General features: G+C 70.6%; 23 protein-coding genes. 12 read left to right on the forward strand and 11 right to left on the reverse strand.

Going from position 1 to position 24,299, the window contains the following annotated elements:
* Window positions 1–162: 162 nt before the first annotated feature.
* Together ABZ406_RS24755 and ABZ406_RS24760 are read right to left on the reverse strand one after the other, a co-directional pair.
* Entirely contained in the window at window positions 163–1,752 is a 1,590-nt protein-coding gene (locus ABZ406_RS24755) for a cellulase family glycosylhydrolase (protein WP_357766038.1), read from the reverse strand.
* A 586-nt stretch (window positions 1,753–2,338) separates the two neighbouring features.
* The gene (locus ABZ406_RS24760) at window positions 2,339–3,547 is read right to left on the reverse strand and encodes a DUF349 domain-containing protein (protein WP_357766041.1); all 1,209 of its coding nucleotides are present in this window, start codon (window positions 3,545–3,547) and stop codon (window positions 2,339–2,341) included.
* A gap of 150 nt (window positions 3,548–3,697) precedes the next feature.
* On the opposite strand from ABZ406_RS24760, the gene ABZ406_RS24765 reads away from it, so the two are divergent.
* Genes ABZ406_RS24765 through dapF form a run of 3 tightly spaced genes read left to right on the forward strand, consistent with a single transcriptional unit; the run spans window position 3,698 to window position 6,229 of the window.
* A complete protein-coding gene (locus ABZ406_RS24765; RefSeq protein WP_357766044.1) occupies window positions 3,698–4,465 on the forward strand; it encodes a hypothetical protein in 768 nt (255 codons plus the stop codon).
* A complete protein-coding gene (miaA, locus tag ABZ406_RS24770) occupies window positions 4,462–5,376 on the forward strand; it encodes a tRNA (adenosine(37)-N6)-dimethylallyltransferase MiaA (protein ID WP_357766047.1) in 915 nt (304 codons plus the stop codon). Before ABZ406_RS24765 ends, miaA begins: the two co-directional genes overlap by 4 nt.
* 7 nt (window positions 5,377–5,383) lie before the next feature.
* A complete protein-coding gene (dapF, locus tag ABZ406_RS24775) occupies window positions 5,384–6,229 on the forward strand; it encodes a diaminopimelate epimerase (protein ID WP_357766050.1) in 846 nt (281 codons plus the stop codon).
* 160 nt (window positions 6,230–6,389) lie between these two features.
* Here dapF and ABZ406_RS24780 read toward each other — a convergent pair whose 3' ends face one another.
* Window positions 6,390–7,856, reverse strand: a complete 1,467-nt coding sequence (locus tag ABZ406_RS24780) for an NAD-dependent malic enzyme (RefSeq protein WP_357766052.1) — start codon at window positions 7,854–7,856, stop codon at window positions 6,390–6,392.
* A gap of 183 nt (window positions 7,857–8,039) precedes the next feature.
* Between ABZ406_RS24780 and hflX the strand changes: the two genes are divergently transcribed.
* On the forward strand, window positions 8,040–9,494 hold the full coding sequence (gene hflX, locus ABZ406_RS24785; RefSeq protein WP_357766055.1) for a GTPase HflX: 1,455 nt from the start codon (window positions 8,040–8,042) through the stop codon (window positions 9,492–9,494).
* Between the two features lie 50 nt (window positions 9,495–9,544).
* Window positions 9,545–11,224 carry a hypothetical protein gene (locus ABZ406_RS24790; protein WP_357766058.1) on the forward strand — a complete coding sequence of 560 codons (1,680 nt, stop codon included), beginning with the start codon at window positions 9,545–9,547 and terminating at the stop codon, window positions 11,222–11,224.
* Window positions 11,225–11,297: 73 nt separating this feature from the next.
* On the opposite strand, the gene lexA is transcribed toward ABZ406_RS24790, so the two are convergent.
* Window positions 11,298–12,083, reverse strand: coding sequence for a transcriptional repressor LexA (gene lexA, locus ABZ406_RS24795; protein WP_357766061.1), 786 nt, complete (start codon window positions 12,081–12,083; stop codon window positions 11,298–11,300).
* A 543-nt stretch (window positions 12,084–12,626) separates the two neighbouring features.
* Here lexA and nrdR point away from each other — a divergent pair.
* Both nrdR and ABZ406_RS24805 read left to right on the forward strand, forming a co-directional pair.
* Window positions 12,627–13,127, forward strand: a complete 501-nt coding sequence (gene nrdR, locus ABZ406_RS24800; protein WP_357766064.1) for a transcriptional regulator NrdR — start codon at window positions 12,627–12,629, stop codon at window positions 13,125–13,127.
* Between the two features lie 34 nt (window positions 13,128–13,161).
* Complete coding sequence (locus tag ABZ406_RS24805) at window positions 13,162–16,068, forward strand: vitamin B12-dependent ribonucleotide reductase (RefSeq protein WP_357766067.1); 2,907 nt, start codon at window positions 13,162–13,164, stop codon at window positions 16,066–16,068.
* Window positions 16,069–16,371: 303 nt separating this feature from the next.
* Here the strand turns inward: ABZ406_RS24805 and ABZ406_RS24810 are convergent, their stop codons facing one another.
* Window positions 16,372–16,542, reverse strand: a complete 171-nt coding sequence (locus ABZ406_RS24810) for a DUF397 domain-containing protein (protein ID WP_357766070.1) — start codon at window positions 16,540–16,542, stop codon at window positions 16,372–16,374.
* A 9-nt stretch (window positions 16,543–16,551) separates the two neighbouring features.
* Complete coding sequence (locus tag ABZ406_RS24815) at window positions 16,552–17,394, reverse strand: helix-turn-helix transcriptional regulator (protein WP_357766072.1); 843 nt, start codon at window positions 17,392–17,394, stop codon at window positions 16,552–16,554.
* 504 nt (window positions 17,395–17,898) lie between these two features.
* On the opposite strand from ABZ406_RS24815, the gene ABZ406_RS24820 reads away from it, so the two are divergent.
* Both ABZ406_RS24820 and ABZ406_RS24825 read left to right on the forward strand, forming a co-directional pair.
* Entirely contained in the window at window positions 17,899–18,117 is a 219-nt protein-coding gene (locus tag ABZ406_RS24820) for a hypothetical protein (RefSeq protein WP_334509957.1), read from the forward strand.
* Entirely contained in the window at window positions 18,114–18,296 is a 183-nt protein-coding gene (locus tag ABZ406_RS24825; RefSeq protein WP_357766075.1) for a hypothetical protein, read from the forward strand. The genes ABZ406_RS24820 and ABZ406_RS24825 overlap by 4 nt, the downstream gene beginning before the upstream one ends.
* A 61-nt stretch (window positions 18,297–18,357) precedes the next feature.
* Here ABZ406_RS24825 and ABZ406_RS24830 read toward each other — a convergent pair whose 3' ends face one another.
* The gene (locus ABZ406_RS24830) at window positions 18,358–19,257 is read right to left on the reverse strand and encodes a bifunctional 5,10-methylenetetrahydrofolate dehydrogenase/5,10-methenyltetrahydrofolate cyclohydrolase (protein ID WP_357766078.1); all 900 of its coding nucleotides are present in this window, start codon (window positions 19,255–19,257) and stop codon (window positions 18,358–18,360) included.
* 171 nt (window positions 19,258–19,428) lie between these two features.
* A complete protein-coding gene (locus tag ABZ406_RS24835) occupies window positions 19,429–19,740 on the reverse strand; it encodes an NIPSNAP family protein (RefSeq protein ID WP_357766081.1) in 312 nt (103 codons plus the stop codon).
* 241 nt (window positions 19,741–19,981) lie between these two features.
* Here ABZ406_RS24835 and ABZ406_RS24840 point away from each other — a divergent pair, with 241 nt between their 5' ends.
* On the forward strand, window positions 19,982–20,917 hold the full coding sequence (locus ABZ406_RS24840) for a DUF2332 domain-containing protein (protein WP_357766084.1): 936 nt from the start codon (window positions 19,982–19,984) through the stop codon (window positions 20,915–20,917).
* 48 nt (window positions 20,918–20,965) lie between these two features.
* Here ABZ406_RS24840 and ABZ406_RS24845 read toward each other — a convergent pair whose 3' ends face one another.
* Both ABZ406_RS24845 and ABZ406_RS24850 read right to left on the reverse strand, forming a co-directional pair.
* On the reverse strand, window positions 20,966–21,907 hold the full coding sequence (locus tag ABZ406_RS24845; RefSeq protein ID WP_357766087.1) for a MerR family transcriptional regulator: 942 nt from the start codon (window positions 21,905–21,907) through the stop codon (window positions 20,966–20,968).
* 54 nt (window positions 21,908–21,961) lie between these two features.
* The gene (locus tag ABZ406_RS24850; RefSeq protein ID WP_357766091.1) at window positions 21,962–22,525 is read right to left on the reverse strand and encodes a dihydrofolate reductase family protein; all 564 of its coding nucleotides are present in this window, start codon (window positions 22,523–22,525) and stop codon (window positions 21,962–21,964) included.
* A 129-nt stretch (window positions 22,526–22,654) separates the two neighbouring features.
* Here ABZ406_RS24850 and ABZ406_RS24855 point away from each other — a divergent pair, with 129 nt between their 5' ends.
* Both ABZ406_RS24855 and ABZ406_RS24860 read left to right on the forward strand, forming a co-directional pair.
* Window positions 22,655–22,909 (forward strand): DUF5522 domain-containing protein, encoded by a 255-nt coding sequence (locus tag ABZ406_RS24855; protein ID WP_357766094.1) that lies wholly within the window; start codon window positions 22,655–22,657, stop codon window positions 22,907–22,909.
* A gap of 98 nt (window positions 22,910–23,007) precedes the next feature.
* Window positions 23,008–23,556 carry a hypothetical protein gene (locus tag ABZ406_RS24860; RefSeq protein WP_357766097.1) on the forward strand — a complete coding sequence of 183 codons (549 nt, stop codon included), beginning with the start codon at window positions 23,008–23,010 and terminating at the stop codon, window positions 23,554–23,556.
* Window positions 23,557–23,575: 19 nt separating this feature from the next.
* Here ABZ406_RS24860 and ABZ406_RS24865 read toward each other — a convergent pair whose 3' ends face one another.
* A complete protein-coding gene (locus tag ABZ406_RS24865; protein ID WP_357591704.1) occupies window positions 23,576–24,265 on the reverse strand; it encodes a metal-dependent transcriptional regulator in 690 nt (229 codons plus the stop codon).
* Window positions 24,266–24,299: the final 34 nt, after the last annotated feature.

The raw sequence follows: 24,299 nt of genomic DNA on the forward strand, positions 1-24,299 counted from the left end.
GTCCTCGGGCCCGCCGGTGCAGGTTCGTGAAGGTAAGCGGCTCCCGCGCTCGCGCCCGCCGCTGCTAAGGCAAGCGCTTTCCCGATGAAAGCATAGAAGAAGCTCGATGTAAATGGTCGGGACGGCCGATGCGGTCCGCACCGCATCGGCCGTCCCGGCAGCTCAGCAGCTGGTGCCGCTGAGCTTCACAGCGCTCGGCGTGCTGGCCGTGCCGTTGGCGGTGAAGCCCACAGTGACCGACCCGCCCGCCGGCAGGGACGGGGCGTGGCTCGGCGCCGCCGCCGTGACAGTCGTGCCGGACTGCGTGACGGTGGCGTTCCAGCCACTGCCCAACGTCACCCCGGACGGCCACGTCCAGGTGACCGCCCACGGGTTCACCGCACCCGAGCCGGTGTTCTTCACCGTCAGCTCGCCCTGGAAGCCGCCCTGCCAGGCGTTGACCTGCCGGTAGGTGGCGGTGCAGGCGCCGGTCGGCGGGTTGGTAGGCCCACCCGTCGGCCCACCCGTCGGGCCGCCCGTACCGCCCGACGGCGCGATCAGGTACGGCTGGAGGATCGCCTGCTTGACGGTGTTGACGTTCGTCCAGTCGTCCAACGCGATGCCGCCGGTGTCACCCGAGTTGGGGTTCCACGACCAGTAGGTGAAGGACATCCCGGTCACCCCGGTCCCGGTGTACGCCATCAACTTCTCCAGCCACACCTTGTCCTTCGGGTCGACAAGGGTGCTGCCGAACTCGCCCATCATGATCGGCGCGATGTTCTGCTTGTAGAGGTAACCGAAGTACTTGTCCCAGATGGCCGGCATGTTCGCCGGGTAGTCCGGTGCGTCGAACCAGGTCTGCCGGTACACCGAGGTGGCGTATTCGTGCGGCGAGTAGACGAGCCGGTTCGCCACGTTCAGTCGAACCGGGAACTGGCCCGCCTTCGACAGATTGCCACCCCACCAACCGCAGTCCTCGTCGTTGCTGGTATCGCCGTCCCAGACGTTGGAGAGGCCGCCGCTCGGGCAGCTCACCCCCTCCACGAAGATCAACCAGTTGGGCTGCACACCGAGGACGGCGTTCCCGGCCCGCTCGGCGGCGAGCCGCCAGTCCCGGGTGGTGTCGCCACAACCCCAGCACGCCCCGGTGGCCGCCGGGTTGGTGCCTTCGGCGTGCGGCTCGTTGTGCAGGTCCGCGCCGATCACCGTCGGGTTGCCCGCGTACCGCTGGGCCAGCATCTTCCAGTCGTTGATCCAGGTCGTCTCGGAGACCGTCGACGTGTACCAGAGCGGCGACTGCCCGGCCGCCGTCGGCCGGTGCCGGTCCAGGATGATCCGCATGCCCTTGCTGCCGGCGTAGTCGATCACCTTGTCCAGGATCTGCAACGGCGACAGCCCGATCAGGTCCGGGTTGACGAAGTCGTTGATCCCACTGGCTGTCGCACCCGGCTTCAGCGCGTCGTTCGAGTACGGCACCCGCAACGTGTTGTAACCCAGCCGGGCCATCGTGTCGAGCTGTCCCCGCCACGGGTTGTTCGACCACAGCCCGTGGAAGGTCTTGTTGTCGGTCTCCATGCCGAACCAGTTGATGCCGGTCAGCCGGACCGTGGCACCGGTGCTGTCCACGATCTGGTTGCCGCTGGTGTGCAGATAACCGGTACCGGTGCCGGCGGCAACGGCCGGGCTGGTGCTGACGGTGGCGGCGAGGAAGACGCCGGCCGCGACGGTGACGAGCGCGGTGAGCGCGCCGCCGAGAGCTTTCGGACGGAACATTCGAGCTCCACTTCGGAGGCCGAGCGTCACCGGTGTGGGACGCCCGGCGGGCGGCCGTCCGCACGTCACGCTTCCCCATGGGTACGCGGACAGTGCGCGACGGCCCATGTCACGCGGACGCATCACTCGCGGCAGCTCACCGGCGACCCCCGACGGCGGTCGTCCCGCCCTCGTTGCCCTCGTCCCGGTGGCCCTACCTGGCTCCGTCGCTCATTCTGATCAGCCCACGTCAATGCGTCAACCAGCCGTCCGGCCGCCCGCCGTCCACCCCCACCCCCTGATCGTGCTCGATCCTCGATGTAGTGGCCCGAGAAGCCTCCGGAAGCCACTACCTCCACTATCGAGCGCGACAGTGGTCGACGCGGGTGCCGCGAAACCCCTCCCGGCCGGTCCGGGACGCTCGTCGCCGCCAAGATCCGCACAACATCAGGGATGTTGCTGCCTGCCGCGCCTCGGAGGCAGCAACATCCGGGAAGTTGTCTGGATCTTGGCGGTGCGGCGCGGGCGCGGCGGATGCCGGGGCGGGGCTGGACACGCGGGAGCCCCCGGTCCCGAACGGGACCGGGGGCTCCGGAACGTCGTCAGCTCAGCCGGCCTGCTCGGCGAGTTGAAGGAACTGCCGCTTGGAGGCGAGGGCCTGCTCGGCCTCCTTGACCCGGCGCGCGTCCCCGGCGCTCTGCGCCCGGGCCAGCCGGTCCTCGGCCTCCGCCACCTGCGCCCGCATCTGGGCGAGCAGCGGATTGTCCTCCTTGGTGGTGCGGCGCCACGCCGAGTCCATCACGTCACGGACCTTGTCGTCGATGACGCGCAGTCGGCGCTCCAGCCCGGCCGCCGCCTCGCGGGGCACCCGGCCGGCCTCGTGCCACTGGGCCTGGATCTCCCGAAGCTTGGCCTGCGCACCCTTCGGGTCGGCGTCGATGTCCAACGCCTCGGCCTCGGCGAGCAGGGCCTGCTTGCGCTCCAGGTTGCCGCGCTGCTCGTTGTCCCGGGCGGAGAAGACCTCGCTGCGCTTGCTGAAGAAGGCGTCCTGGGCACCCCGGAACCGTTCCCAGAGCTTCTGCTCGGCCTCCTTGGAGGCGCGCGGCGCGGCCTTCCACTGGGTCATCAGGTCCTTGAGCTGGTTGGCGGTGGCCGCCCAGTCGGTGGATTCCTGGAGCTTCTCCGCCTCGGCGACCAGCTCCTCCTTGACCGTCTGCGCCTGCTTGCGCTGCGAGTCCAGGGAGGCGAAGTGGGCACCACGGCGGCGGGTGAAACCGTCCCGGGCGGCGGCGAACCGCTTCCACAGTTCACCGTCGGCCTTCTTGTCGACGCCGCGGATGGTCTTCCACTCGTCGAGGATCTCCTTGAGCCGGTCCCCGGCGGTCTTCCACCCGGTGGATTCGGCGGCCAGTTTCTCGGCCTCCTCGACGAGCGCGGTCTTGCGGGCCAGGGCCTCGCCCCGGGCGGCGTCCCGGGCGGCGCGCGCTTCGCCGGCCTTCTCCTCGGCGAGGGTCGCCAGCTTGTCCAGGCGGGCGGCCAGCGCGTCGATGTCGCCGACCACGTTGGCCTCGGGCAGCGTGGTGCGGATCCGCCGGACCGTGCTCAACGAGTGCCCGGCGTCCGCCGCACCCGACTTGAGTCGCGCCTCGGTCAGGTCCACCTCGGTCACCAGGTCGGCGAAGCGACGCGCGAAGTGCGCCAGGCCCTCCTCCGGTGCTCCCGCCTGCCAGGATCCGACCACCCGCTCTCCCTCGGTGGTCTTGACGTACACGGTGCCGTCCGCGTCCACCCGTCCGAAGGCAGTCCAGTCGCTCATGTGCCCATCCTCGTTCTCCCGGCGTCGAGGGATCGATCCCCCGTCGCCGCCACGGCGCAGCCAAGTTGCTTCCGGCATTGTCACAGGTCCGACCCGGTCCGCGTCGAGCGCCTATCGCCGACCGTGACCATACGGTGTCCTAGGGGCCGAATGACCGGATCGGCTCGGAGACGCACCGGGGATTCCCGCTACGGTGAGGAGGTGCCCCTGGTCGCCGCTGCCGTCTGCCCGCATCCGCCCCTGCTCGTGCCCGAGGTGGCCGGCTCGGCGGCCCCCGAGTTGGACGATCTGCGGGGGGCCTGCGACACCGCCGTCGGCCGGCTGTTGGCCACCGATCCGGACATTCTGCTGCTGTTGGGCACCGGTCCGGTGACCGGCCCGATCCGCACCCCGGCGACCGGGTCCCTCCAGCCCTGGGGTGTCGACCTGGACGTGCCGCTGGTGCCCGGCCAGCCGGACCGGGGCGCGGTGCTGCCGTTGAGCCTGACCGTCGGCGCGTGGCTGCTGACCCGCCACGACACCCGACCGCCGGTCACCGCCGTGCAGGTGGCCGCCGACGCCGGCCCGGCCGAGCTGGCCGCGCTCGCCGACGAGGTCCACGCCGCCGGTGACCGGGTGGCGGCGCTGGTGCTGGGGGACGGGTCGGCCTGCCGGGGTGAGAAGGCACCCGGCTACGACGACGCGCGCGCCCTCACGTACGACCAAGGGGTCGCCGCGGCGCTCGCCGACGCGGACCTGGACGCCCTGCTCGGCCTGGACCCGGTGGTGTCGACGGAGCTGAAGGCCGCCGGTCGGGCCCCCTGGCAGGTGCTGGCCGGCGCGGCCCGTTCGGCCGGTGGTGGGTGGCGCGGCGAGTTGCTGCACGACTCCGCGCCCTACGGGGTGGCCTACTTCGTGGCGTCCTGGGAGCGGGTGTGAACGGCGGCCCGGTCGTCGCGGTGGTCGGCCCGACCGCGGCCGGCAAGTCGGCGCTGAGCATCGCGTTGGCGCACGCCCTCGACGGGGAGGTGGTGAACGCCGACTCGATGCAGCTCTACCGGGGCATGGACATCGGCACCGCCAAGTTGACAGTCGCCGAGCGGGACGGGGTGCCGCACCACCTCCTGGACATCTGGGAGGTCACCGAGCCGGCGAGCGTCGCGGAGTACCAGCGGCTGGCCCGCGCGGCGGTGGACGACATCCGGTCCCGGGGGCGTGTGCCGCTGCTCGTCGGTGGTTCCGGGTTGTACGTGCGGGCGGTGCTGGAGCGCTTCGAGTTTCCCGGCACCGACGCGGCGCTGCGGGAACGGCTGGAACGGGAGTTGGCGGAGGTCGGCCCGGCCCCGCTGCACGCGCGGCTGCGCGCCGCCGACCCGGTCGCCGCCGAGGGCATCCTGCCCGGCAACGGCCGGCGGATCGTGCGGGCCCTGGAGGTGATCGAGCTGACCGGCGCGCCGTTCACCGCCTCGTTGCCGCAGCCCACGCCGTACTACCCGTCGGTGCAGCTCGGCGTCGACCTGGACACCGCCGTGCTCGACGAGCGGATCGCCCTGCGGGTCGACCGGATGTGGGCCGACGGCCTCGTGCCGGAGACCCGTGAGCTGGTCGGGCGAGGGCTGCCCGAGGGGCGGACGGCGAGTCGGGCGCTCGGCTACCAGCAGGTGCTGCGGATGCTCGCCGGTGAGCTGACCGAGGGGCAGGCGCACGACGAGACGGTCCGGGCCACCAGACGTTTCGTCCGCCGGCAGCGGTCCTGGTTTCGGCGTGACCCGCGGATCCACTGGCTGGACTCGACGACCCCGGACCTGATCGGGGCCGCAGTGCGTCTGGTGCCGGCCGAGACGCGATAATGGGGGAGTGGAGTTCACCAAGGGCCACGGCACCGGCAATGATTTCGTCCTCCTTCCCGACCCGGACGGTCAACTCGACCTGACCCCGGAGCTGGTCGCGGCGCTCTGCGACCGGCGGCGGGGCATCGGCGCGGACGGCCTGCTGCGGGTGGTCCGCGCGGCGAAGCATCCGGAGGGTGCCGGGTTGGCCGGCGAGGCCGAGTGGTTCATGGACTACTGGAACGCCGACGGCTCGTTCGCCGAGATGTGCGGCAACGGCGCCCGGGTGTTCGTGCGCTACCTGCTGGACACCGGGTTGGCCACGCCCGCCGGCGCGGCGCTCCCGGTGGCCACCCGGGCCGGCGTCGTGCGCGCCCTCGTCGAGGGCGACACCGTGTCGGTGGAGATGCGACGACCCCAGGTGTACGACAACTCGGCCGCCACCCTCGGCGGGTTGACCCTGACCGGGGCGGTGGTGGACGTCGGCAACCCGCACCTGGTCTGCGTCCTGCCGGGCGGTGTGGAGCTGTCGGCGCTGGACCTGACCGTCGCGCCCGGGTTCGACCCGGCGGTCTTCCCGAACGGGGTGAACGTCGAGTTCATCGTGGCGGGCGACCCGGTCGACGGCACCGACGGGCACTCAGTGATGCGGGTGTACGAGCGCGGCAGCGCCGAGACGCTGTCCTGCGGCACCGGTGCCTGCGCGGTGGGCGCGGTGGCCCTGCGCGACGCGGGCCGGGGCACCGGTGTGGTAGCAGTCGACGTGCCCGGCGGCCGCGTGACGGTCACCGTCACCGAGACCTCCTGCTGGCTGTCCGGCCCCGCCGTCCTGGTGGCGAGCGGCGAGATCAGCCTGTCCGCGCTGGCGGTGTGAACAGTCGGTCGAGGTGCTAGGTCAGGATCCCCACCCCCACCCCCACCCCCGCCCCCACCCCCAACCCCGAAAGTTGATCAATAGGTTTGCGTCAGAATCAGCGCGATTCCTGACGCAAACCTCTTGACCAACAGGGTGGGGGGTTGGGGGGGGTCGGGGGTTACGGGGTTGCGCTGGCGATGGCGGCGATCTCGGGGAGGTCCGCCGGTCCCGGGTCGGCGGCTGGGAGCGGGCTCGGGTTGTGCGCTGCGGCGCGGACGGCGGCGGCGACCGCCGGGGCGACCCGGGAGTCGAAGACGCTCGGCACGATAACCGTCGGGTTGATCTTCTCTTCGCCGACCACGTCCGCGATGGCCCGGGCCGCCGCGAGGGCCATCTCCTCGGTGAACTCCTCGGCGTGCGCGTCGAGCATGCCGCGGAACACCCCGGGGAACGCGAGCACGTTGTTGATCTGGTTCGGCTGGTCGGACCGGCCGGTCGCGACCACCGCGGCGTGCTTGCGCGCCTCCCGCGGGTCGACCTCCGGGTCCGGGTTGGCCAGCGCGAAGACAATCGAGTCCTTCGCCATCTGGGCGATGTCGTCGCCGGTGAGCAGGTTCGGGGCGCTGACCCCGATGAACACGTCGGCGCCCCGGATCGCGCCGGGCAGGTCACCCGAGTAGTTGTCCCGGTTGGTGTTCTCCGCCAGCCACTGCCACGCCGAGTTGAGCCCGGTCAGCCCGCGGTGCAGGGCGCCCTCCCGGTCGTACGCGATTATGTCGCCGACGCCCTGGCGCAGCAGCAGCTTCATGATCGCGGTGCCGGCCGCGCCGGCGCCGGAGACGACCACCTTGACGTCAGCGAGCTGCTTGCCCACCACCCGGAGCGCGTTCGTCAGCGCGGCCAGCACGCAGATCGCGGTGCCGTGCTGGTCGTCGTGGAAGACCGGGATGTCCAGCGCCTCGCGCAGCCGGGCCTCGATCTCGAAGCAGCGCGGCGCGGCGATGTCCTCCAGGTTGATGCCGCCGTACGCCGGCGCGATCGCCTTGACGATCTGCACGATCTCGTCGGTGTCCTGGGTGTCCAGCACCACCGGCCAGGCGTCCACCCCGCCGAAGCGCTTGAACAGCGCCGCCTTGCCCTCCATCACCGGCAGCGACGCGGCCGGGCCGAGGTTGCCGAGGCCGAGCACCGCCGAGCCGTCGCTGACCACCGCGACGGTGTTGCGCTTGATGGTCAGCCGCCGGGCGTCGGCCGGGTTCTCGGCGATCGCCATGCAGACCCGGGCCACCCCCGGGGTGTACGCCCGGGACAGCTCGTCACGGTTGCGCAGAGCGACCTTCGAGGTCACCTCGATCTTGCCGCCGAGGTGTAGGAGGAACGTCCGGTCCGACACCTTGCGCACGTCCACGCCGTCCAGCGCGGTCAGCGCGTCGACCACCTGGTCGGCGTGGCCGGCGTCGGCGGTGTCGCAGGTCAAGTCGACGATCACGTGGGTCGGGTCCGAGTCCACCACGTCCAGCGCCGTGACGATCGCCCCGGCCTCGCCGACGGAGGTGGTGAGCCGTCCGATCGAGGAGGCGTCCGCGGTCACGGCGATCCGGATGGTGATCGAAAATCCGGCGCTCGGCAGTCGGGTGATGGCCACGGGATCCCTCCGTAACGGCTGTGCGGCCGATCGGCCGCCGCCCGCATTTCTACCGGGTTGTCGCGGCCGACCAGCATTCGCCCCCACTTTTGGCGACCTTCACCATGGGCATATAGCAGGTGCGTTCGGCGTTGTGTCATGTCAGGATTACGTTCCACTGATCAAAACGGACAGGAGAACCGCTTGCGAGACCAGGAAAGCTTCGTCCCCGTCGAGGACGAGCTTGACGACATCACCACCGGCGAGATGGACCTGTCGGAGCGACAGTCCCTCCGACGCGTCCCGGGCCTGTCAACCGAGCTCACCGACGTCACCGAGGTGGAATACCGCCAGCTGCGGCTGGAGCGGGTCGTCCTGGTGGGTGTCTGGACCGAAGGCTCTGTCACCGACGCGGAAAACTCGCTGGCCGAGCTGGCCGCGCTTGCCGAGACCGCCGGTTCGCAGGTGCTCGAAGGGCTCATCCAGCGTCGTACCCGACCCGACCCGGCCACCTACATCGGCCGCGGCAAGGTCGACGACCTCGGCGCGGTGGTGCTCTCCACCGGCGCCGACACGGTCATCTGTGACGGTGAATTGTCCCCGTCGCAGCTGCGCAACCTGGAACAGCGCACCAAGGTCAAGGTCGTCGACCGCACGGCGCTGATCCTCGACATCTTCGCCCAGCACGCCAAGAGCAAGGAAGGCAAGGCGCAGGTCGAGCTGGCCCAGCTCCAATACCTGCTGCCCCGACTGCGCGGTTGGGGTGAGACGCTCTCCCGGCAGAGCGGTGGTTCCGGCCGGGGCGGCGGCGCCGGCGGCGGTGTGGGTGTCCGTGGTCCCGGTGAGACCAAGCTGGAGACCGATCGGCGGCGCATCCGTCACCGCATCTCCCGGCTGCGTCGCGAGATCAAGAGCATGAAGACGGTACGTGTGACCAAGCGCGCCCGTCGTTCCCGCAACGCCGTTCCCGCGGTGGCCATCGCCGGCTACACGAACGCCGGCAAGTCCAGCCTGCTCAACCGCCTGACCGGTGCGGGCGTGCTGGTGGAGAACGCGCTGTTCGCCACGCTGGACCCGACGACCCGCAAGGCCACCGCCTCGGACGGGCGGCTCTACACCCTCTCCGACACTGTCGGCTTCGTCAGGCACCTGCCGCACCAGATCGTCGAGGCGTTCCGCTCGACGCTCGAGGAGGTCGCGGACGCGGATCTGGTGGTGCACGTCGTCGACGGCACCCACCCGGATCCGGAGGAGCAGGTCCGGGCGGTCCACGCGGTGCTCGCCGAGGTCAGCGCGGACCGGCTCCCCGAGCTGCTGGTGGTCAACAAGACCGACGCGGCCGACGAGGACACTCTGCTGCGCCTCAAGCGGCTCTGGCCGGACGCGATCTTCGTGTCCGCGCACTCCGGGCGGGGCATGGACGAGCTGCGTACCGCGATCGAGGAGCGGCTGCCGAGCCCAGCCGTGGAGGTCCGGGCCGTGCTGCCGTACGACCGGGGCGACCTGGTGGCCCGGGCGCACCGCACCGGTGAGGTGCTCAGCACGTCGCACCTGCCGGAGGGCACCCTGCTGCACGTGCGTGTCGGCGCCGAGCTGGCGGCGGAGCTGGCGGCGTTCGACGTGGAGCGGCAGGGGCAGGCGGCCGGCAGCCGGTCCTGACCGGCCACGGTGTCATCCAAAGGAAACGCGCGGCATGCGACACTGGCCGAATGCGCCGCGTTGTTTCCTCGGTCACGGTTGCCCTCGGCCTGCTCGGGGCAACCGTGGCGCTCGCCGGAGTCGCCGTAGCCGCTCCCGCCCCTGGGGCGTCGGGGCCGCCCGCCGCCAATCCCGGCAAGAAGCGCTGCACGATCACCGATGAGCGCCTGCGGGAGCTGTCCGGCCTGGTCGCGACCAGGACGGGCTTCATCGTCATCAACGACGGCACGGAGGACCCGGCCCGCAAGCGGGTCTTCTTCCTGGACAGCAAGTGCAAGATCTCGAAGGAGCCGATCCAGTACTCGGGGCAGGGTCCGTTCGACACCGAGGATCTCGCGCTGTCCAAGGATGGCGGCACCCTCTGGATCGCCGACACCGGTGACAATCCCGACTCGAAGGAGCGCCGCAGCCGCGTCGCGCTCTGGTCGATGCCGGTCAGCGGTGCCAAGAAGCCGACGCTGCATCGGCTCGCCTATCCCGAGGCCAAACCGCACGACGCCGAGGCGCTGCTCATCGGCGACGACGGAAAACCGCTGATCATCACCAAGGTGACGAGCGGCAAGGCGGAGATCTACACGCCGTCGGCGGCCCTGAAGAGCGGCGACACCGACCCGGTGCCGATGCGTAAGGCCGGCGAGTTGACGCTGCCGAAGACGCAGACGGAGAACACCCTCAACACGTTCGGCCGGATCGCCATCACCGGCGCGTCCCGGGCTCCTGACGGCTCGCGGGTGGTCCTGCGCACCTACGCGGACGCTTTCGAGTTCGACGTGACTGGTGGCGACATCGTTGGTGCGCTGACCAGCGGAAAGCCGCGGGTGACACCGTTGGCCGACCCGTTCGGCGAGGCCATCAGCTACGCCCCGGACGGGAAGTCGTTCCTCACCGTCTCCGACGCGGGCCGCTTCGCCGAGGACGAGCCGCTCGACATCCTCAGCTACACGCCGTCCAGTTCGACGGCCGCGCCGTTGGCCGCTGAGGAGGGCGGCAAGCCGGCCGCCTCGAAGTCCTGGACCGACGGGCTGAGCCTCGACGACATCACCTACCTGGTCGGGGCGGTCGGCCTGATCGGTCTGCTGTTGGTCGCCGCCGGCATCTTCGGCATCGTCCGTGCCCGCCGCCGCCCGCCGACCGCGTCCGACACCTCGGACCCGGATGACGAGCCGTTCGGCCCCCGCGCGGGTCGTGCCGTCGACGGCTTCCCGGCCGACGACGATCGCAGGGGCGGTGGTGTCTACGGGGGCGGCGCGCCGGCTGGCGGTGCGGTCTACGGCGCCGGCGGAGGGCGCGGCGGCCCGGCCCCGGCGGGTGGTGCCGTCTACGGCGGTGGCGGCCAGCCGGCACCGGCTGGCGGTGGCCGCGGTGCGCCGCGACCGGATGGTGGCGGTGCTCCCGTGTACGGCGGCGGTCGTCCCCCGGCCGGTGGTGCCGGTCGCCCTCCGGCCAGTGGTGGTCGCCCTCCGGCCAGTGGCGGTCGTCCGCCGGCTGGTGGCGGTGGCCGTGCTGGCGGTGGCGTGTATGGCGCCGACGGCGGCGGTCAGTCCGGTCGCGCGGAGCCGCCCCGGCGCGGCGGGCAGGAGCCCGACCAACGGGGCCAGCGGCCCGGCCGGCGACGTGACGACGACGCGCCCGTCGACCCGTACGGGCAGTATCCCGGGGGCGGTCGCGGCCCACGGGGCGACCGTTACTGATCGTCGCTGAAGCGCTCGCCTGCCGCTGTCGAGTGGTGCGGGTGAGTGCTGCCGGCACTCACCCGCCGATCGGTCAGATGCGGCGGAGCACCGCCACGACCCGGCCCATGATGGTGGCGTCGTCGCCGGGGATCGGGTCGAAGGCGGGGTTCTGGGGCATCAGCCAGACGTGCCCGTCGCGCCGCCGGTAGGTCTTGACTGTCGCCTCGCCGTCGAGCATCGCGGCCACGATCTCGCCGGAGTCGGCGGTCGGCTGCTGCCGGACGACCACCCAGTCGCCGTCGCAGATCGCCGCGTCGAGCATCGAGTCGCCCTTGACCTGCAGCATGAAGACCTCGCCCTCACCCACCAGCTCGCGGGGGAGCGGGAAGATGTCCTCCACTGCCTGCTCGGCGAGGATCGGCCCACCGGCGGCGATCCGACCGAGCATCGGCACGTACGCCGGGGTGGGCCGCTGTGCCCTCGACAGCTCGTCGTCGATCGCCTCGCTGGGGGCGCGGACGTCCACCGCGCGCGGCCGGTTGGGGTCGCGGCGCAGGAAGCCCTTCTTCTCCAGCTCCTTGAGCTGGTAGGCGACGCTGGACGGCGACACCAGGCCGACCGCCTCGCCGATCTCCCGGACGCTCGGCGGGTAGCCGTGTCGTTCCACCCAGTTGCGGATGAACTCCAGGATGCGGCGCTGACGGGCGGTCAGGTCGACCGTCGCCGGGTCGGGGAAGGCGCTGACCACCGGGGTGACCTGACGCACGGCGGGCTGGCCCGCCCGGCTGCGCGTGGCACTGCGGCGTCGGGTGGCCGGGGGCCCCGCGTCGCTGATCTGCTGCGGGCTCTTCGGCCGGCTGGCCCGTTCCTCGGTCACGTCCGTCCTCCCTGGTCGGCGCTGGGTGCCTCGTCGGCTCGTGGTGCGTGCGGTGGTGCCACGTTGTTCATGACCGTATAGGTGAGATCAGTCATTTTCAAACATCTGTACGACCTCTCACCGGCGTGTCGGGGTGAAAAACCACTCCGGTCGTACGGATGTTCTGATAAATGGTACGTCAGGTAGTACTGGTGTTCGAGAGGTGACAGTTTTCCGGTCGACTCCGGCCGGCTGACCGGTAACCCGGGCGGGGTCGTGACGTTGGGTCTTCGGGCACTGTGCGGGGCGTGGGTGACCGGATGGTCCGTGACGCGCCGGACACGCCGACCAACTTGACCCGGCTTCCCCGGCGACATACGGTCGACCCCTAGATGTAGTAGTGACACGGGCGTAAGTTGCCTACAGGTTGGGTCTGACTACCGACCGCACTCCCGTAACGTCGATCACGGCGGGCGTCGTCCGAGGATGGCACCGTCGCGTTGAGGCGTGCCCCGGGGGTGTGTCCGGTGTGCTCGCAGTTGATCATTATTTTGGAGGTGGGCGATGCGGTGTCCGTACTGCCGGCATGCTGACTCCCGGGTGGTCGACTCGCGGGAGGCCGACGACGGCCAGCTCATCCGACGGCGGCGGTCCTGCCCGGAGTGCGGCAAGCGGTTCACCACCGTCGAGGAGGCGGTCCTCGCGGTCGTCAAGCGCAGCGGGGTGACCGAGCCGTTCAGTCGCACGAAGATCATCGGCGGGGTGCGCAAGGCGTGCCAGGGCCGGCCGGTGGACGACGACTCCCTCGCGCTGCTCGCGCAACGGGTGGAGGAGACGGTCCGGGCCAAGGGGGCCGCCGAGATCCCCAGCCACGATGTGGGCCTGGCGATCCTGGGTCCGCTACGCGACCTGGACGAGATCGCCTACCTGCGGTTCGCCAGCGTCTACCGCTCGTTCGACTCGCTCACCGACTTCGAGCGCGAGATCGACACGTTGCGGGCCGCGGCGCGAGCCCGGGAACAGGGCCGGGCCGATGCGGTCGAGGCCGCCGGCCGTACCAGCTGAATCTTCACGGTTTTTCGAGAGATTGGGACGCGCGGTGGGTGACCGCGCAGACGAGGGGGGCGACGGCGTGACAACTAGCCGTTCACGAAGCAAGGCAGGCGCGGGGATGAAGATGGAGCGGGTGTGGACGACCGAGGGGGTCCACCCGTACGACGAGGTCTCCTGGGAGCGCCGGGACGTCGTGATGACGAACTGGCGGGACGGCTCGATCAACTTCGAGCAGCGTGGGGTGGAGTTCCCGGAGTCGTGGAGCGTCAACGCGGCCAACATCGTCACCACGAAGTACTTCCGGGGCGCGGTGGGGACCCCGGAGCGGGAGTGGTCGCTGCGGCAGCTCATCGACCGGGTGGTCAGCACCTACCGCACCGCCGGTGAGGAGTACGGCTACTTCGCGAGCCCGGCCGACGCCGAGGTGTTCGCGCACGAGCTGACCTGGATGCTGCTGAACCAGGTGTTCAGCTTCAACTCGCCGGTCTGGTTCAACGTCGGCACGCCGTCGCCGCAGCAGGTCAGCGCCTGCTTCATCCTCGCCGTCGACGACTCGATGGACTCGATCCTCGACTGGTACAAGGAGGAGGGGCTGATTTTCAAGGGCGGCTCCGGCTCCGGGGTCAACCTGTCGCGCATCCGCTCGTCCCGCGAGCTGCTCTCCTCCGGCGGCAACGCCTCCGGCCCGGTCAGCTTCATGCGCGGCGCGGACGCCTCCGCCGGCACCATCAAGTCCGGCGGCGCGACCCGCCGGGCGGCCAAGATGGTCATCATCGACGTCGACCACCCGGACATCCAGGAGTTCGTGGTCACGAAGGCGCGCGAGGAGGACAAGATCCGCGCGCTGCGGGACGCCGGGTTCGACATGGACCTCGGCGGCTCCGACATCGTCAGCGTGCAGTACCAGAACGCCAACAACTCGGTCCGGGTCTCCGACGAGTTCATGTCGGCGGTGGAGAACGACAAGGGCTTCGACCTGCGCGCCCGGCTGGACGGTTCGGTGATCGAGACCGTCGACGCCAAGAACCTGTTCCGTTCCATCTCCCAGGCGGCCTGGGAGTGCGCCGACCCCGGTCTGCAGTACGACGACACGATCAACGACTGGCACACCTGCCCGGAGACCGGGCGGATCACCGCGTCGAACCCGTGCTCGGAGTACCTGCACCTGGACAACTCCTCGTGCAACCTGGCGTCGCTCAACCTGATGAAGTTCCTCCGCGCCGACGGTGGCTTCGAGGTGGAGAAGTTCGTCAAGTCCGTCGAGTTCGTCATCACGGCGATGGACATCTCGATCTGCTTCGCCGACTTCCCGACCGAGAAAATCGGCGAGACGTCCCGCGCCTACCGGCAGCTCGGCATCGGCTACGCCAACCTGGGCGCCCTGCTGATGGCCACCGGCCTGCCGTACGACTCGGAGCAGGGCCGCTCGGTCGCCGCGGCGATCACGTCCCTGATGACCGGCACCGCGTACCGCCGTTCGGCCGAGCTGGCCGGTGTCGTCGGCCCGTACGACGGCTACGCCCGCAACGCGGAGCCGCACAAGCGGGTCATGCGCAAGCACGCCGCGGCCAACGACGAGATCAAGCCGACCAGCCCGGTGGCCACCGCTATCGTCCGTGAGGCGACCAGGCAGTGGACCCAGGGCAACAAGATCGGTGACAAGTTCGGGTGGCGTAACGCCCAGGCCAGCGTGCTCGCCCCGACCGGCACGATCGGCTTCATGATGGACTGCGACACGACCGGCGTGGAGCCGGACCTGGCGCTCGTCAAGTTCAAGAAGCTTGTCGGCGGCGGTTCGATGCAGATCGTCAACCAGACGGTGCCGCGCGCCCTGCGCAGCCTCGGCTACCCCGAGGAGCAGGTCGAGGCGATCGTCGAGCACATCGCCGACCACGGCCACGTGGTGGACGCCCCCGGCCTCAAGCCGGAGCACTACCCGGTGTTCGACTGCGCCATGGGAGAGCGGACGATCGCCCCGATGGGTCACGTGCGGATGATGGCGGCCATCCAGCCGTTCGTCTCCGGCGCCATCTCCAAGACGGTGAACATGCCGGAGGCGGCCACCGTCGAGGACGTCGAGAAGATCTACTTCGAGGGCTGGAAGCTCGGCCTCAAGGCCCTGGCGATCTACCGGGACAACTGCAAGGTCGGCCAGCCCCTCTCGGTGGCCAAGTCCAACAAGGCCACCGCGCCGGCCGCCGTCGAGACCGCAGCCGCCGCCCCGGCCACCGTCGAGAAGGTCATCGAGTACCGGCCGGTGCGTAAGCGCCTGCCGAAGAAGCGCCCGTCCGAGACGGTCAGCTTCTCCGTCGGTGGTGCCGAGGGCTACCTGACCGCGTCGTCCTACCCGGACGACGGCCTCGGTGAGGTCTTCCTGAAGATGTCCAAGCAGGGCTCGACCCTGGCCGGCGTGATGGACGCCTTCTCGGTGGCCATCAGCATCGGCCTCCAGTACGGCGTGCCGCTGGAGACGTTCGTCAGCAAGTTCACCAACATGCGCTTCGAGCCGGCCGGCATGACCGACGACCCGGACGTGCGGATGGCCGCCTCGGTGATGGACTACATCTTCCGTCGCCTGGCACTGGACTTCCTGCCGCACGAGCGCCGCGCCGAACTGGGCATCTTCACCGCCAGCGAGCGGGCCGCCCAGTTGCGGGCCGAGGCTGACGCGGAGAGCGCCGCGGCGATGGGCGCGGAACTCACCGCGATGGCATCGTCCGCGCCGGTGGAGACCCCGGCCAAGCCGGAAGCCATCGCGCAGCCGGCCCAGGAGATGGCCGACGTGGCCGCCGCCAAGCCGGCTCCGAGCGTGGGTTCCAGCACCGAACTGCTGGAGGCCGTCATCGGCAAAGCCGCCGACGCACCGCTCTGCTTCACCTGCGGTACGAAGATGCGCCCCGCCGGTAGCTGCTACGTCTGCGAGGGCTGCGGCTCCACCAGCGGCTGCAGCTGACGTACACGAAACGCCAGCGAGCGCGGCAGGGGCACCTGCCGCGCTCGCTGCGTTCCGCCTGCTGATCGACTCGGTTTCCTTGAAACCGGGGCATCAACCTCGTCGGGACGCCCCGACATCCCGAAACGCGAGTCGATCTTCGGCGATCCACCCCGAATAGCCGCTGCCGCAGCGGAAAACGCGCCGCATCGGAGCGAAATCCGGAGCAAGGGGCACCCGTACAAGCGCGGTCGCTCGGCATCGGGTGACGACGACGCATCAACTTCGACGCAGGCACCGCCGGGCGGTGGGGGGCTCCGCTTGCTAGCGCTCCAAATCAGAGAGAAACGCCGACCAGGCTGCGGCGTCGAACCGAAGAGTTGGGCCGAGTTCGTCCTTGCTGTCTCGGACCTGTGCGGCTTGCCCGTCACGCCTGACCTCGACACAGGCGCCGTTGCCGCCGCTGCGGGTGCTCTTGCGCCACCGCGAGTCCACTGCCGCCTCCTACATGTCGGTCCCCGCATCCTGGATGGCCTTGATCATCGCGATTGAGTCGCTGGGTGACAAGGCCGAGGCGCGCAGGCTGTTGAAGACCACGGTACAACGCCTCACATCGTCACCTTCCGCGTAGAGGTCGCCCGTGATGCCCTCGATGTAGACGACTCCGGGCCCGCCCGCGAAGTTGAGAATGTGGAAGCTCGACACCATTGAGGCGTAGGCGCCCGCCCGGAACGGGATGACCTGAAGGGTGACGTTCCACCGCTTGCTGGCTTCGAGCAGTGCGGTCAGTTGCTTAGCCATGACGGCCGCTCCGCCAATTTGTCGGTGCAGTACCGCCTCGTCGAGCACAGCCAACAGTCGCAGCTTCCCTGTCGCGATCAGCTCTTGGCGTTGCATTCGGACGGCGACTCGACGCTCGACCGCCTCGGGTGAGGGCTCCAGCGCGTCCTCGCTGGTCAAGGCTCGGGCGTAGTCCTCTGTCTGGAGCAGCCCTGGGACGACCAGCGTCTCAAAGTTGTGTACCTCTTCGGCCGCCGACTCCAAGCCGATGTACTGACGGTACGACGACGGCAGGTCGCCGTACTTGGCCCACCAGCCGCGCTGCTTGCCTGTCTTCGCCATCGACAGGAGTGTGTCGCGCAGTTCGGCATCGGTGACGGCGTATCGATCGAGCAGGGCGTTGAGCGCCGGTGCCTTGATGCCAACGCGTCCGGCTTCGATCCGCCGGAGCGTGCTCGCCGAGACCTCGATGACGTCGGCGGCTTGTTCGGCCGTGACGCTGGCCTCTTCGCGGACCCGGCGCAGCTGCGCGCCGAGCTGGAAGCGAACGAAGGTCGGGCTCTCCATGCGGTCATTGTGCCGCCACGACAGCCGTGTCGGCTGACCGGACACGCGCAAGCTTTTTGAGTGGATAGCGTTGACCATATAAAAGTGCGCGCGCAAAATGAGCGCGCAGTTCGATGTGTCCGACGCGAACCACCGGAGGGCCGATGCCAGACCGGGTGCCGTACGACGACTACCTGCTGGCGGTGGCGCTGACTCTGGCTCGGCGGCATCGGCCGGTCTGGTCGTGGCAGCGGTGGCGGTGGGTCTGCCGGTGTGGAGCTGAGCTGCCGTGCCGAGCCCGGCACCGTATTCCGATCCGACGAGGCCACTGGCCGGGGGAGGAGCAGGAGTGACCAAGGATCAGGTCGGATGGATCTTGTCCGTGCACTTGCCGGGCGTCGACGGGCTCTGCGCTGGTTGTCGCTGGTGGTGGTCGCGGCTGTCCCCGTACCCCTGTGATCAGGCGGAATGGGCGGCCCGCTGGCACGCCCGGGTCGCCACCCGGCGCTTCCTGGATGGTCTGTCGTGACCACCCACGGCCCGGTCCTTCCGGTGTGGACCTGCGGCGGCTGCGCCGCGCCCTGGCCCTGCCGGACCCGGCGCACGGAGTTGCATGCCGAGTTCGAGGGCGCGCCCGTGTCGTTGGCCCTCTACATGGGGTCCTACCTGGTCTGGGCGGCCGAGGACCTGACCTGGGTGCCTGCCGGGCTGCTGCACCGACGTTTCCTGGGTTGGGTCCGGTGAGTCTGATCCGGCGGGGCGATGAGCGGTTCCACTACAGCGACAACTCGCACAAGTGGATCCCGCCAGACCCGGACTACGACCAGGAGGTCTGGGACGAGATGGTCCGGCAGCACCAGCTCCAGCACCTGGAGGAGATCTCCAACCGCAGGAAGCCGCCTCGATCAAGTGAGGAGAGATAGGTCGGAAGATGGCCCTGGGACCTACTTTTCATCACTTGATCATGGAATCGAGCGAACCGGGCTACTGGTTGGCGCGTTCGGCGGCGCGGACGGCGTTGCGGAACAGCATCGCGACGGTGGTCGGGCCGACCCCGCCGACCCGGGGCGTGATCGCGCCGGCGACCTCGGCGCACGCTTCGTCCACGTCCGGCAGCAGGCGCCGCCCGTCGTAGCGGACGCCGGCACCGATGACGACGGCGCCGGGCTTGACGTGCTCAGGTTGCACGATCCCGGGTACGCCGGCGGCGGCGACGAGGATGTCGGCGCGGCGGGTGTAGCGGGCCCAGTCCGGCACACCGGTGTGGACGACGGTGACGGCGGCGTTGGCGGTGGGACGTTTCTGGGCGAGCAGCATTGCCAGGGGGCGGCCGAGGGTGGCGCCCCGGCCGAGGATGACCACCTCACGACCGGCGACCGGGATCTCGTAGTACGCCAGGAGGGCTTCGATGCCGGCGGGGGTGCACGGCAGCGGGCCGGGCAGGCCGACGGCGAGACGCCCCATGTTCAGTGGGTGCATGCCGTCGACGTCCTTGTCGGGGTCGATGGTCTGCAACGCCGCGTCGTAGTCCAGGTGCCCCGGCACTGGGTACTGCACGAGCAGCCCGTGCACGTCCGGATCGTTGTTGAACCGGGCGATGGCCTGGTGCAGCTCGGCCTGGGTGGCGGTGGCCGGCAGGTGCACGTGCGGGGAGGCGAAGCCGAGCGCGGCGGCCTGACGCTGCTTGATGGCGATGTAGCCGGCGCTGGCGTCGTCGTCCCCGACGAGGATGGTGGCGAGGCTCGGTGTGATCCCGCGACTGGACAGGCGAGCGGCCGCGTCGGCGGTCTCGGCCAGGACGGCTTCGGCGACCGGTGCACCCGGCAGGAGCCGGGCCGTGCCCGATGGGCTGTGGTGTTCGACAGATGCGCTGGACGTGGTCATGGCGGTTCCTCGACGCAGGCGCCCAGGCGGTCGACGCCCGCGAGAGGCTCCCCGATGGTTGGACCATCCCCGTGCCGCCAGTCGCCGGTGTCTCGATCATGCCCCATCACCAGGGCGGTTGCCCAGTTGGGACCAGCAGCGTCGCCCGGAGCGGTGCCCGTCGCGCCGGGCCTAGTCGGTCGGGAGGAGCGGGCGCATGAACGTTCGTTCGTACCGCACGACACACCCCGAGTTGTCGCGGATGCTGTCCGCCGCGACGAACTCCGGGTCGTTGCCGAAAAGCGCGCGGTACCGCTCGTAGGCGGCCAGGCTCTCGAAGCTGAACAGCGCCTCGGCCTTGTCGCTGGCACCCTCGGCGGGCAGGAAGTAGCCGTGGTGCACACCACCGTGCTTCGCCACCAGTCGCATCCAGGCTCGGGCGAAGTCCTCGAACGCCTCGATCTGCCGGGGATCGATGGTGTAGTGCACGACGCAGGTGATCACGGCGTCACCCTACGGCCCGAATGGTTCGGTAACACCCGTGCTCCGTCTGACGAAGAAGGGGTGTGAAGGCTACGAGGGAGGACGGCCTGTGAGCGAGCCGAGCCAAGCCGACGACGACATCTCCGGCATCGGGTCCGATCCGGTTGCCTCCCAAGAGGCGACGCGCACTCTCCGAGGCGGGTGAGTCAGCGCACGAAAATGGGGGCTGAATTTCCGAGGAATGGGCTGCGACGATGAGGGCATGACGACCGCTGAGGCGTACGCCACGTTCGGCAGCCGCGAGGCGCACGGGGTGTCGCCGGTGTACGAGCGCCTGGCGCAGGCCGTCGCGCGCGACGGCGACCTGCTCAGCCTGCTCGACGGGCTCCCGCCGGCCAAGCGGCAGCCGAATCTGCTGTTCGGCGTCGTCCGGTGGCTCGGTGGCCCGGTGAACGACCCGGTCGCCTTTCACGACTTCGTGGTGACGCACTGGCCGGCCGTCGAGGCGGAACTGCTGACCCGGGCCACCCAGACGAACGAGGCGGGCCGGTGCGCGGTCCTGCTGCCGGTGCTCGCCGCGCTGCCGCAGCCCCTCGCCCTGCTGGAGGTCGGTGCGTCGGCCGGGCTCTGCCTCTACCCCGACCGGTACGGATACCGCTACGGCGATCATCAGGTCGGCTCCGGTGAGCCGATCCTGGAGTGCGCTGCCACCGGGTTGGTGCCGCCGGCACGCGTACCCCAGGTGGTGTGGCGGGCCGGCCTGGACCTCAACCCGCTCGACGTGACCGACCCCGACGACGTGTCCTGGTTGGACGCCCTGATCTGGCCGGAGCAGGCCCACCGGCGGGCCCGGCTGCGGGCCGCGGCGGCGGTGGCCGCCGCCGACCCGCCGCTGCTGGTCCGCGGTGACCTGGTGGACGACCTGCCGGCGCTGGCCGCGCGGGCACCGACCGACGCGACGCTCGTGGTGATCCACACGTCGGTGCTCTACCAGGTGCCTCAGCCACGCCGGGAGGCGTTCGTCCGCCTGGTTCGCGAGCTGCCCGGGCACTGGGTGGCGACCGAAGGGCCGGAGGTGCTCCGGTACGAAGGGCTTCCCGACCCGCCGAGCGATGCGCTGCACAACGTCCTCGCGGTGGACGGGAAGCCGCTGGCCTGGGCCAGGGGCCACGGCCAGGCACTCACCTGGTTCGGCTGACCCCGCCCAGCCGACCGCCGGCCGGGTCGCCCAGCCGGACCGGTCAGCTCACCGGGCTGGCTCGGGCATCCGGGCGCGCAGGGCCCTGATGAACCAGTCCACCGCCGGGGCCGTCGCGTCGCCTGTCGACCAGCCGTTGAGCACCGCCAACAGGTCGAGGTAGCGGTCCCGGCGGGGATCGTTGGCCGGCACCAGCCGGTCGAGCAGCCGCTGGCGCAGGGCGGCGTCGTCCGGGTGACAGTGCAGGCCCGCGTACCGGCGGGTGACGGCCGCGACCACCGGATCGGCGTCCGGGCTGGTCGGGTCGAGACCAACCGCGAGGGCGGGTGCCACCGCGTCCCGGACCACAGCGACGGCGTCCGGACGGGGCAGCCCGGGCACGTCGTTGTCGGCGGCGTGCTGCCGGGCCAGGTGCCCCATCCGGGCCCGGAACTCCGGCTCCCGGCACAGCTCGGCCAGCTCCAGCCACGCCTCGAACTGCTCGGTACTGGGGTCGTCCGGAAGCTCGGGTGTCATCGAGACGATCACACCCGGGTACGCGGGCTCGCCGCCGAGGCCGGCGAAGACGCCACCCAGGAAGTCGGCGACCAACTGCCCTCGTTCCCGGGTGGTGAGCTGGGCCAGGCGGTGCAACTCGTCCACCTCGGCCGGGCCGGACCCGCGCCTCGCCGCGACGGTGAGCACCGCCTGGCGCAGCCGCAGCACCCGGATCTGCACTGCCAACGCCTCGGCGTGCGCGGCCGCCACCTCGGGCAGTTGCACCTCCTGGTTCACGACCCGCCGGATGGTGGCCAGGTCCAGGCCCAGGTCACGCAGCGTTCGGACCAGCTCCAACCGGGCCACTGCCGCCGGGCCGTACCGCCGGTAGCCGGCCGGGCTCCGGTCCGTCGGCGGCACGATCCCGCTGTCGGCGTAGTACCTGATGGTCTTGACGCTCAGGCCGGTCCGCCGGGCCAGCTCGCCTATCGTGTGCCGCGTCTCCCCGCTCATGCCCCCACCCTCGTGTCTCCCCCCGGTGGAGACTCAAGCACCAGCGCTCACCGGTCAGCGGACCCGCTCGTGGTGGAGCAGGACCACGCCGTTGCCGAAGACGCGGCTCTCCACGAGTCGCAGGCCGGTCGGGGTGTCCGCGGCGGGGAAGAGCCGGCGGCCCCGACCGACCAGCACCGGGTGGACGTAGATCCGGTACTCGTCGATGAGGTCGTGCCGGGCGAAGGTCGCGGCCAGGTCGGCACCGCCGAGCGCCAGGTCGCCGCCCGGTTCGGCGGTGAGCCCGCGGACCTGCTCGACGTCGACCTCGCGCAGGATCGTCGCGTTCCAGTCGGCCTTGTCGAGCGTGCGCGAGTAGACGAACTTCGGCATGTCCCGCCAGATGCCGGCGAACTCGCGCTCCGGGCCGCTGGCGGTCGGGTCCTGGTCGGCGGTCGGCCAGTAGGCGGCCATCAGCTCGTAGCTGACCCGGCCGTTGAGGAACCCGCCCATCGGGGCGATCACGTCGTTGAAGTGCTGGTGCAACTCCTCGTCGACCCGGTGCCAACTGATGTCGCCGTCGGGGCCCTCGAAGAACCCATCCAACGACACACTCATCTGCACGACGATCTTCCGCATCGTTCCCCCTCCGTACCGCGTCGACGGATCTCGACCCCGATCGTCGTCGGACCGTACGACGAAACGCGCCTGTCGCGCTGGCCCGGTACGGATGAGCCTGGCGGTGGTGCCCGTCCCTAGACTGCTGCGGTGACCGGAGAGCGGAAACCCCTGGCTGACCGGCCGCTCACCGAGCCGCACCCGTCCCGGCTGCCGTTCGACAAGCCCGACCGGGCCCTGATTCTCGCCGCGCACACCGCCGCGCTGGCCGCCGGTGAGGCCGGCTACCTCGACCCCGCGAGTGGGCTGTTCGTGCTCAGCGCCGCCTTCCTGGCCCGCCGTGGCACGTGCTGTGGGCGCGGCTGCCGGCACTGCCCGTACGTGGACGATCCACCGTCGGACTAGGCGTCAGCGGGGTCTTTCGCCCGACACCTGCACCCCGTACGGTGTCCGACGGACATCCGGCGGGCGCCTTCCGCCGTCGCTCGGCGAGAGGGTGGGACGTGCGTTGTCGGATCGTGGTCGCCGGGCTGGCCGGGCTGCTGGTGAGCGGCTGCGCCGACGAGGCGGAACCGGTGGCGGTGCCACCGCCGGTGCCGATCGTGGTGGACGTGGCGGCGGCTTCCTCCGGCGGCGCCTGCCGTCTGCTGGACTTCTCCGTGATCGAGCAGGCGGTGAAGGTCCGCTTCGACGTGGCGGCGGCCAGTGAGAAGGGCGACACGCACACCTGCGTGGTCCGGGCCGCCGGTGCGACACTGCCGGAGTTGACGCTCACGGTGACCGAGACCACGATCGACAAGGCGAGCTTCGGTGCGGACATCGTGCCGGACAAGGCGGCGAAGGTCACCGGGCTGGGGCAACAGGCGTACCAGCGGACCACCGCCGCGGCGAGCGGGCGTGGGCCGGTCGCCGAGGTGGGTTGGCTGGCCGTCGACGGGCGGCTGGCCACTGTGAGCTGGACCGCGGCCCGTGGCAGTGAGCGCTCGGCGGTGGAGAAGCTGACCGGCGGCCTGGTCGCGCTGGCGAAGAAGGTGGACACCCGGGCGTTGTGAGGCCCGGATGCCCGGTGTGTCAGCTGGCGGCGACGAAGACCCGGGAGGCGACCTCGCGGGGCAGCCGTACCCGGTCACCGGAGCGGTCGATAGACACCCCGTCGCGCTCCTGGGCCACTGTCACAGTGGCGCCAGGGTCGACGCCCGCGGCGTGCAGTTGGCGCAACACGTCGGCGTCCTTCTGCACGCTCTCGCAGATCCGGCGAACCACCACCGGCCCGGACAGGCCGGGGAAGGCCAGGTTGCGTTCGCCCTCGGCGACCTCGGTGGTCTCCGCCGCCGGCGAACCCAGCTCCTGCAGACCGGGGATCGGGTTGCCGTACGGGGAACGGGTCGGCCGGTTGAGCAGGTCGTAGACCCGCTTCTCCACCGCGTCGCTCATCACGTGCTCCCAGCGGCAGGCCTCCTCGTGGGCCTCCTCGTAGGGCATCCCGATGACGTTGACCAGCAGCAGTTCGGCGAGGCGGTGCTTGCGCATCACCGACACGGCGCTGCCGCGCCCCTGGGCGGTGAGCGTCAGGTGCCGGTCTCCCTCGACGGTGAGCAGGCCGTCGCGCTCCATCCGGGCGACGGTCTGGCTCACGGTGGGGCCACTCTGCTGCAGCCTCTCGGCGATCCGGGCACGCAGCGGCGGCACTCCCTCCTCTTCCAGTTCGAGGATGGTGCGCAGGTACATTTCGGTCGTGTCGACCAGGTCGTGAGACTTCATAAGGTCAGCGGCCCTCCGGTGCACGATGTTACCT

Source organism: Micromonospora sp. NPDC005710 (assembly GCF_040630995.1).
In the GTDB taxonomy this organism is placed as follows: domain Bacteria; phylum Actinomycetota; class Actinomycetes; order Mycobacteriales; family Micromonosporaceae; genus Micromonospora.

Excerpts from the sequence above, each read along its gene's own strand:
- ABZ406_RS24755 (WP_357766038.1), bottom strand. The coding sequence starts at position 1,752 with ATGTTCCGTCCGAAAGCTCTCGGCGGCGCGCTCACCGCGCTCGTCACC.
- ABZ406_RS24760 (WP_357766041.1), bottom strand. The coding sequence starts at position 3,547 with ATGAGCGACTGGACTGCCTTCGGACGGGTGGACGCGGACGGCACCGTG.
- ABZ406_RS24765 (WP_357766044.1), top strand. The coding sequence starts at position 3,698 with ATGACCGGATCGGCTCGGAGACGCACCGGGGATTCCCGCTACGGTGAG.
- ABZ406_RS24790 (WP_357766058.1), top strand. The coding sequence starts at position 9,545 with ATGCGCCGCGTTGTTTCCTCGGTCACGGTTGCCCTCGGCCTGCTCGGG.
- nrdR (WP_357766064.1), top strand. The coding sequence starts at position 12,627 with ATGCGGTGTCCGTACTGCCGGCATGCTGACTCCCGGGTGGTCGACTCG.
- ABZ406_RS24815 (WP_357766072.1), bottom strand. The coding sequence starts at position 17,394 with ATGGAGAGCCCGACCTTCGTTCGCTTCCAGCTCGGCGCGCAGCTGCGC.
- ABZ406_RS24830 (WP_357766078.1), bottom strand. The coding sequence starts at position 19,257 with ATGACCACGTCCAGCGCATCTGTCGAACACCACAGCCCATCGGGCACG.
- ABZ406_RS24840 (WP_357766084.1), top strand. The coding sequence starts at position 19,982 with ATGACGACCGCTGAGGCGTACGCCACGTTCGGCAGCCGCGAGGCGCAC.
- ABZ406_RS24845 (WP_357766087.1), bottom strand. The coding sequence starts at position 21,907 with ATGAGCGGGGAGACGCGGCACACGATAGGCGAGCTGGCCCGGCGGACC.
- ABZ406_RS24850 (WP_357766091.1), bottom strand. The coding sequence starts at position 22,525 with ATGCGGAAGATCGTCGTGCAGATGAGTGTGTCGTTGGATGGGTTCTTC.
- ABZ406_RS24865 (WP_357591704.1), bottom strand. The coding sequence starts at position 24,265 with ATGAAGTCTCACGACCTGGTCGACACGACCGAAATGTACCTGCGCACC.